The 7,575-nt window shown below is 64.8% G+C and carries 9 protein-coding genes; 3 read left to right on the top strand and 6 right to left on the bottom strand.

Going from position 1 to position 7,575, the window contains the following annotated elements; all coding sequences use genetic code 11:
• Positions 1 to 34: 34 nt before the first annotated feature.
• On the top strand, positions 35 to 1,963 hold the full coding sequence (gene dxs / locus V6M50_RS14030) for a 1-deoxy-D-xylulose-5-phosphate synthase (protein ID WP_332819188.1): 1,929 nt from the start codon (positions 35 to 37) through the stop codon (positions 1,961 to 1,963).
• Here dxs and V6M50_RS14035 read toward each other — a convergent pair.
• Both V6M50_RS14035 and relB read right to left on the bottom strand, forming a co-directional pair.
• A complete protein-coding gene (locus tag V6M50_RS14035; protein WP_332819189.1) occupies positions 1,960 to 2,223 on the bottom strand; it encodes a type II toxin-antitoxin system RelE family toxin in 264 nt (87 codons plus the stop codon). The genes dxs and V6M50_RS14035 overlap by 4 nt on opposite strands.
• Complete coding sequence (gene relB / locus V6M50_RS14040) at positions 2,207 to 2,425, bottom strand: type II toxin-antitoxin system RelB family antitoxin (RefSeq protein ID WP_332819190.1); 219 nt, start codon at positions 2,423 to 2,425, stop codon at positions 2,207 to 2,209. Before relB ends, V6M50_RS14035 begins: the two co-directional genes overlap by 17 nt.
• A 124-nt stretch (positions 2,426 to 2,549) precedes the next feature.
• Between relB and V6M50_RS14045 the strand changes: the two genes are divergently transcribed.
• Positions 2,550 to 3,218: a hypothetical protein gene (locus V6M50_RS14045; protein ID WP_332819191.1), complete on the top strand. Its 669-nt coding sequence runs from the start codon at positions 2,550 to 2,552 to the stop codon at positions 3,216 to 3,218.
• A gap of 3 nt (positions 3,219 to 3,221) precedes the next feature.
• Here the strand turns inward: V6M50_RS14045 and V6M50_RS14050 are convergent, their stop codons facing one another.
• Entirely contained in the window at positions 3,222 to 3,794 is a 573-nt protein-coding gene (locus V6M50_RS14050) for a PaaI family thioesterase (RefSeq protein WP_332819192.1), read from the bottom strand.
• 45 nt (positions 3,795 to 3,839) lie between these two features.
• On the opposite strand from V6M50_RS14050, the gene V6M50_RS14055 reads away from it, so the two are divergent.
• Positions 3,840 to 4,199, top strand: a complete 360-nt coding sequence (locus V6M50_RS14055) for a winged helix-turn-helix transcriptional regulator (protein WP_332819193.1) — start codon at positions 3,840 to 3,842, stop codon at positions 4,197 to 4,199.
• 15 nt (positions 4,200 to 4,214) lie between these two features.
• Here V6M50_RS14055 and V6M50_RS14060 read toward each other — a convergent pair whose 3' ends face one another.
• The 3 genes from V6M50_RS14060 to V6M50_RS14070 all read right to left on the bottom strand — a co-directional run.
• A complete protein-coding gene (locus V6M50_RS14060; protein ID WP_332819194.1) occupies positions 4,215 to 4,634 on the bottom strand; it encodes a DUF3035 domain-containing protein in 420 nt (139 codons plus the stop codon).
• A gap of 25 nt (positions 4,635 to 4,659) precedes the next feature.
• The gene (gene lspA / locus V6M50_RS14065) at positions 4,660 to 5,181 is read right to left on the bottom strand and encodes a signal peptidase II (protein ID WP_332819195.1); all 522 of its coding nucleotides are present in this window, start codon (positions 5,179 to 5,181) and stop codon (positions 4,660 to 4,662) included.
• A partial coding sequence (locus tag V6M50_RS14070) for an isoleucine--tRNA ligase (protein ID WP_332819196.1) occupies positions 5,178 to 7,575 on the bottom strand: 2,398 nt, incomplete at its 5' end. The genes V6M50_RS14070 and lspA, both read right to left, overlap by 4 nt.

Consider the following 7,575-nt stretch of genomic DNA (forward strand, 5'->3'; position numbering starts at 1 on the left):
CGACAGCTTCGGCGCTTAGCTTTATGACGGCGGCATGACCGATCGTCCGCATACGCCGCTGCTCGACACGGTGGATGTCCCCGCCGACCTCCGCAAGCTTCAGCCCGAAGACCTCCGCCAGTTCGCCGACGAATTGCGCGCCGAGATGATTTCGGCCGTCGGGACGACCGGAGGCCATTTGGGATCGGGGCTGGGGGTCGTCGAGCTGACCACCGCGCTCCATTATGTGTTCGACACCCCGCGCGACAAGATCGTGTGGGACGTCGGGCACCAATGCTATCCGCACAAGATCATCACCGGGCGCCGCGACAGGATCCGCACGTTGCGCACCGGCGGCGGATTGTCGGGTTTCACCAAGCGCAGCGAGAGCGAATATGACCCGTTCGGCGCGGCGCATTCGTCGACCTCGATCAGCGCCGCATTGGGCTTCGCGATCGCCAACAAGCTGAAGGACGAACCCGGTCGCGCGATCGCGGTGATCGGCGACGGGTCGATGTCGGCGGGCATGGCCTATGAGGCGATGAACAACGCCGCCGCGGCGGGCAACCGGCTGATCGTCATTCTCAACGACAATGACATGTCGATCGCCCCCCCTGTGGGAGGACTTTCGGCCTATCTCGCCAAGCTCGTGTCGTCGCGACCGTTCATCGAGCTGCGCGAGATTGCGCGGCGCTTTGCGCGCAAGCTGCCCGAACCGCTGCACAAGGCGGCGAAGAAAACCGACGAGTTCGCGCGCGGCATGGCGATGGGCGGGACTTTGTTCGAGGAGCTCGGCTTTTATTATGTCGGGCCGATCGACGGGCATAATCTCGACCATCTGATCCCGGTGCTCGAAAATGTGCGCGACAGCGACCATGGCCCGGTGCTGATCCACGCGGTGACGATGAAGGGCAAGGGCTATGCCCCCGCCGAGGCGGCCGCCGACAAATATCATGGCGTCCAGAAGTTCGACGTGATCACCGGCGAGCAGGCCAAGGCGCCGCCGGGGCCGCCTGCGTACCAGAATGTGTTCGGCGAAACGCTCGCGAAGCTCGCCGAAACCGACAAGCGCATCGTCGCGATCACCGCGGCGATGCCGTCGGGGACCGGGGTCGACAAATTCGCGAAAGCGCATCCGGCACGCACCTTCGACGTCGGCATTGCCGAACAGCATGCGGTGACGTTCGCGGCCGGTTTGGCGGCGCAGGGGATGCGGCCGTTCGCGGCGATCTATTCGACCTTCCTCCAGCGCGCGTACGACCAGGTCGTGCACGATGTCGCGATCCAGAACCTGCCGGTGCGTTTCGCGATCGACCGCGCGGGGCTGGTCGGTGCCGACGGGTCGACGCATGCCGGCTCGTTCGATGTGACCTATCTGGCGACGCTGCCCAACATGGTCGTGATGGCGGCGGCCGATGAGGCCGAGCTGGTCCATATGACCTATACCGCCGCCGAATATGACGATGGCCCGATCGCCTTCCGCTATCCGCGCGGCAACGGCACCGGGGTTGCGCTGCCCGAGGTTCCGGTGAAGCTCGAGATCGGCAAGGGGCGCGTCGTGCGGCACGGCAAGACCGTCGCGATCTTTTCCTTGGGTACGCGATTGGCGGAAGCGCAGAAGGCGGCCGACATATTGGAAGCCCGCGGGCTGTCGACGAGCGTGATCGATCTGCGCTTCGCCAAGCCGCTCGACGAGGAACTGATCCGCAAGACGCTCGCGAGCCACGAGGTGTGCGTGACGATCGAGGAAGGCAGCATCGGCGGCCTCGGCGCGCATGTGCTGACGCTGGCGAGCGACGAGGGGCTGATCGACGCGGGGCTGAAACTGCGCACGATGCGGCTGCCCGACGTCTTCCAGGATCAGGACAAGCCCGAGCTGCAATATGACGCGGCGGGGCTCAACGCGCCGCAGATCGTCGATTGCGTCCTGAAGGCGCTGCGGCATAACAGCGCGGGGGTCGAGGAAGCGGGCGCGCGGGCTTAGCGATAAACCTCGCGCCGATGGCCGATGGCGATTACGACAATCACCAGCCTTCGGTTTTCTATGCGCGCGATGACGCGGTAATCGCCAATGCGATAGCGCCAATAGCCCGTTCGTTCGCCGACCATTGCCTTGCCGCGCTGACGCGGATTGTCGAGGGCGGAAATTTGCTGCAAGCCGATGAGGATGCGGTCGCTGACATCGCGCGGCGGCTTGCGAAGCTGTCGCCGCGCCGCCGCATCGAAATCAAGCGTCCAAGCCAAGCTCGCGCCGCACCTGCTCTAGGGATACTGTCTTGCCTGCGTCGGGGTCGTTCAGCGCCTCTTCGAGCAACGCTATATCCTCAAGGTCCTCGATATATTCCTCAATCGCCCTGCGAGCGAGCGCAGTTTTCGTGCGGCCCGACCGCTTCGCGGCGGCGGCCAGCCGGTCTTCCAGATCCTTGTCGAGACGAATAGCCAGCATGGCGATGCTCCTTTGCTATACTTGTATAGCATTCCCAATTGATCGACAAGATTGCTACGGAGCGAATGAGCCAGAGTGGACATTTCTTTCCTCACGGGCAAATACATGGGCAAAGGGGCGCGGCATGGACTTCCTGAAACTCATCCAGTCGCTCGACGAACTGCTCTACGAGATCATGTCGTGGCTGATCTTTTACCCCGTCACTTTGTGGCGGACGCTGACGCGGCCACTCAAGATGATGGATTATTCGGAGGCCGAGCTCGGCGATGCGGCGGGCCAGCAATATACCGACACGTTAAGCCCGCCGCTGTTCCTGATGCTGACGCTCGCGATCAGTCACGGGATCGAGCTGTCGACCGTCGGCGAAAGCAGCACCGTCATCGACAAGACCGGGCTCAGCGGACTGATCAGCGACGATTCGAGCCTGATCTTGCTGCGCGTCGCTTTCTTCAGCATATTCCCGCTGGTGATGGCGGCGCGGCTGGTGCGCGGTCGGCACGTCGAGCTCGACCGCGATACGCTGAAGGCGCCCTTCTATAGCCAATGCTATGCGACCGCGCCGTTTGCGATGATGATCACGGGGGCGTCGATCCTGATGCGGATGACCGCGGCGGAGGCGGCTCTGGGCGGCTTTGCGCTGCTGATCTTTGCGCTGCTGTGGTTCGGCAGCTTGCAGATATTGTGGTTCGCGCAGCATCTGCGGATCGGTTATTGGCGCGCCGCGGGCCATGCCTCGCGCGCGATGGTCGAGGCGCTCGCGGCCTTCATCCTCATTTCGCTGATGTTCGCCTGAGCGTCACGCGTCGGCGCGCGCCGGGTCGGATATATGCGCGGCCTCGATCGCGGCGCAGGTGTGGCAGATGCTTTCGTCGTGCGGCGCCGGCGCCGCGGGGGCATGGACCGCGACCGGGACGATCGTCGCCTGCGCGATCGCGCAGCGCTGCGGTTCTTCGCCGTCGCTTTCGGCCCACACATCGGCGCGGACGATCGCCTGGCGTTTGCCTGCCTTGATGACGGTGCCTTTCGCGCGGAGCCGGATGCCCTTTGCGGGGGCGAGGAAGTTGATCGTGTAGCTGCCCGTCACGACGTCGCCGACGACGCTGCTCGCCGCCCAGGCGCAGGCGTTGTCGGCCATCAACCCGACGATCGCGCCATGCGCATAGCCGTGATGCTGGGTCATGTCGGGGCGTAGCGCGAGCAGCAGTTCGGATTCGCCGCCGAAACAGCGCAGCGGTTCGACCCCGAGAAAGGCGGTGAAGCCCGACGCGTCGACCGCGACGCTTTTCATATAGGCGACGGCTTCGTCGTTGGAGGCGAATTGGTGGCCGCGCATCGGGGAGAATCCTTCATAGGTCTGGATTGCAGACATTATCGCTGCTTGCGTCCTATGGCGTCAAGTCTTAAATCCAGACCTATGAAGGATTATACGCCATCGCGGTCGCCGTGCGCGGTCGGCCGCGCGTCGCGCCTGCTCGGCGATCGCTGGGTGCTGCTGATCCTGCGCGAGGCATTTTTGGGGTTTGACCGCTTCGAGGATTTTATCGCGCGGCTCGACATTTCGCGCGCGGCGCTGACCTCGCGGCTCGGCTGGCTGGTCGAGGCGGGGGTGATGGAGCGCGTGCCGCCCGACGGCAAGCGCGCCGCCTATCGGCTGACCCCGGCGGGCATGGCGCTGCGCCCGACCTATGACGCGATCAAGGCGTGGGGCGACGAATGGCTGCCGCGCGGGACAAAAGAAAACGGCCCGGGCGATGCCGGGCCGTCGATTTACTGAATTTCGAGCGGTTGCTCAGGCGCCGGGAATTGCGGCGCTCGCGTCGCGGCCGTCGCCTTCGGGGGCCGCCAGGATGTCGCGGGTGACGAGGCCCTTGTCGACGACCTGCGTGTCGGGACTGCCGACCTGGCTGCGGATGCCGGGGTCGGCGCGCGCGCCGTCGGCGCTGCCGATCACCGCGGCTTCGCTGGGGCTGCGCGGGGCGGGGCCGCCGAACAGCGCGCGCAGCGTCTGCTCCGCGGTCGATTCGCCGCCGGGGCGCGCGGTGCCGGGCGCGGGCGGGGTCAGCGAATAATCGGGCGGCACGACGAGCGGCGCCTGACGCGACACCATCATCTCGTCGGGGCGGTCGCGGCTGAACAGGCTGTTCGACCCGCAGGCCGACAGGGTGGTGGCAAGTATCGAGGCTGCCAGGATGGCGGTGGTCCGGTTCACTTGAAAATTCTCCTATGCGCCCCGTTTACTCGGCAGACGGCTGGCCGTCCGCGGCTGGGGCCTTTTCGCCCAAGAGCAGCGCGCGCGCAACCAGCAAAAGCACGCCGAGCGTGATGCACGCATCGGCGACGTTGAAGATCATGAAGGGGCGGAAATCGCCGATATGCAGGTCGGCGAAATCGACGACATAGCCGAAGCGCACGCGGTCGACGATATTGCCGAGCGCGCCGCCGAGGATCATCGCAAGCGCGATCACGTCGCCGCGTGCTTTCTCGCGCGTCATCCAGAAGGCGACGGCGAGCGCGACCGCGGCGGTGACCGCGACGAGCGTCCAGCGCGTCGTGTCGGTGCAGCTCGCGAACATCGACAGCGAGATGCCGCAGTTCATCGCCCAGCGCAGGTCGAAGAAGGAGACGATCTCGATCGCCCCCTTCGCCTCGAGCGACAGCGGGACGGTGACGACCCATTTGACGAGCTGGTCGAGGATGAGTGCGGCGGCCGCGATCAACAGGCCGAAGCCGAGGTGCGGCGAACGAGTTCCAGTCATGCCGCGTCCAATACCGTGTCGCAGCGATTGCACAAGCTGCCGTCCTCGGTGACTTCGGGCAGGTGGCGCCAGCAGCGGCCGCATTTGTGGTTTTCGGTTGGGGTGATCGTAATTCCCTCATGGCCGGGAACCAGATGCACAGTGCCTGAAATGAAGGTTTCAGCCAGATGGTCGGGTTCGACGTCGCGCAGGATCGTTTCGAGATCGCTCATCGTGACTTCAGCTTCAAGGCTGGAGCGAACGGTCTTTTCGCGGCGTAGAGGTTCGATCGCTTCGGTTACCTTGCTGCGCAACTCGCGCAACTCGGTATTGCGGACGACGAGATTTTTATCCCGATCGAACACGGGAAGGACGGGCCATTCCAGCAGATGCACGCTGCCCGCATCCGGATAGCGTGTGCCCCACACCTCTTCGCTGGTGAACACCAGCACTGGCGCGGCGTAGCGGACGAGCGCATGAAACAGCGTGTCGAGTACGCTGCGGTACGCGCGGCGCGTGTCGGTGCCGAGCGGCGCGGCGGGGCCGAGGTCGCAGTAGAGGACGTCCTTGCGGATGTCGAAATAGAAGGCCGAGAGATCCTCGTTGCAGAAATCGGCGAGCAGGCGCGTGTAGCTGTTGTAGTCGAAGTCGTCGACCGCCTGTGCCAGCTTCGCGTCGAGGTCGGCGAGCAGGCTCAGCATATAGCGTTCGAGCTCGGGCATCGCCGCGACGTCGGTGACGCGTTCCTCTTCGCTGAACCCGTCGAGCGCGCCGAGCAGGTAGCGGAAGCTGTTGCGCAGCTTGCGATACTGGTCGGCGACCCCCTTCAGGATCTCGTCGCCGATGCGATGGTCCTCGGTGAAGTCGACGCTGAGCGCCCACAGGCGGATGATGTCGGCGCCGTTGGTTTCCATCACCTTGACGGGATCGGTCGTGTTGCCGAGCGACTTCGACTGTTTGAAGCCCTTGCTGTCCATGGTGAAGCCGTGCGTCAGCACCGCCTTGTACGGCGCCTGGCCGCGCGTGCCGCAGCTTTCGAGCAGGCTCGACTGGAACCAGCCGCGATGCTGGTCGCTGCCTTCGAGATAGAGGTCGGCGTTGTGGGTCGATCCGTCGCGGCGGACGAGCGCGGGCCAGCGGCCGCTTTCGAGGACGAAAGCGTGAGTACAGCCCGAATCGAACCAGACGTCGAGAATGTCGACGATGCGTTCGTAATCGGCGGCGTCATAGGCGTCGCCAAGATATTCCTGCGCGCGCGCGTCGTTCCACGCGTCGACGCCGCCCTCGCGCACCGCCGCGACGATGCGGTCGTTGACGATCGGATCGTTGAGATAGTGGCCGGTCTTGCGGTCGACGAAGAGGGTGATCGGCACGCCCCACGCGCGCTGGCGGCTGAGCACCCAGTCGGGGCGGTCCTTGACCATCGATCCGATGCGGTTGCGGCCCTTTTCGGGGACGAAGCGCGTGTCGTCGATCGCCTGCATCGCGGCTTGGCGCAGCGTCGGCGCGGCGCAGAGATCCTCCTCGGCGGGGTTGATCGCGCCGCCCTCATTCTCCCAGCGCTTTTCGCGCGGGGTCTTGGGCTCGATATGCGTCATCACCTTGTCCATCGGCACGAACCATTGCGGGGTGCAGCGATAGATGACCTTGGCTTTCGAGCGCCAGCTGTGCGGGTAACTGTGCTTGTAGTCGGCGCTGGCTGCGAGCAGCCCGCCGGCTTCCTTGAGGTCGGCGCAGATCGGACCGTCGGGGGCGTTGAACTTGGGGTTGATGACCGAGCCCTGGCCGCCGAGCCAGCCCCAGTCGTCGCGATATTTGCCGTCGCCCTCGACCGCGAAGACGGGGTCGATGCCGTTCGCCTTGCACAGGTCGAAGTCGTCTTCGCCATGGTCGGGCGACATATGGACGAGACCGGTGCCGCTGTCGGTGGTGACGAAATCGCCTGCAAGGAACGGGCGCGGGCGTGCGAAGAAACCACCGAGACGGTGCATCGGGTGGCGGGCGATGGTGCCGGCCAATTCCTCACCCAAATGAAAGCCTTCTTGCTTCCACAAAAGTGTCGCACCTTGCGGCAGGCCAGCCTTGAGATTTGTCTCGGCTCGCTTCTGCCATGAAGCGACAAGCTCAGTCGCGATCAAAAATCGACCGAAATCTTCGCCCTCAGAACTCGCACAGGAATAGACGGCATAGTCAACCTCCGGCCCATAGGCCAAAGCCTGGTTGACCGGAATCGTCCACGGCGTCGTTGTCCAGATGACCGCATGCGCGCCGACCAGTTCGGGAACCGGGCTCTCGACGATCTCGAACGCGACGTCGATCTGGGTCGAGACGATATCCTCATATTCGATCTCGGCCTCGGCGAGCGCGGTCTTTTCGACCGGCGACCACATCACCGGCTTGGCGCCGCGATAGAGC

It is taken from the genome of Sphingopyxis sp. (assembly GCF_036675685.1).
Taxonomy (GTDB): Bacteria; Pseudomonadota; Alphaproteobacteria; order Sphingomonadales; family Sphingomonadaceae; genus Sphingopyxis.

Bases quoted from the DNA above. Each gene is read 5' to 3' on its own strand.
- dxs (WP_332819188.1), top strand. From the start codon at position 35: ATGACCGATCGTCCGCATACGCCGCTGCTCGACACGGTGGATGTCCCC.
- relB (WP_332819190.1), bottom strand. From the start codon at position 2,425: ATGCTGGCTATTCGTCTCGACAAGGATCTGGAAGACCGGCTGGCCGCC.
- V6M50_RS14045 (WP_332819191.1), top strand. From the start codon at position 2,550: ATGGACTTCCTGAAACTCATCCAGTCGCTCGACGAACTGCTCTACGAG.
- V6M50_RS14050 (WP_332819192.1), bottom strand. From the start codon at position 3,794: ATGTCTGCAATCCAGACCTATGAAGGATTCTCCCCGATGCGCGGCCAC.
- V6M50_RS14055 (WP_332819193.1), top strand. From the start codon at position 3,840: ATGAAGGATTATACGCCATCGCGGTCGCCGTGCGCGGTCGGCCGCGCG.
- lspA (WP_332819195.1), bottom strand. From the start codon at position 5,181: ATGACTGGAACTCGTTCGCCGCACCTCGGCTTCGGCCTGTTGATCGCG.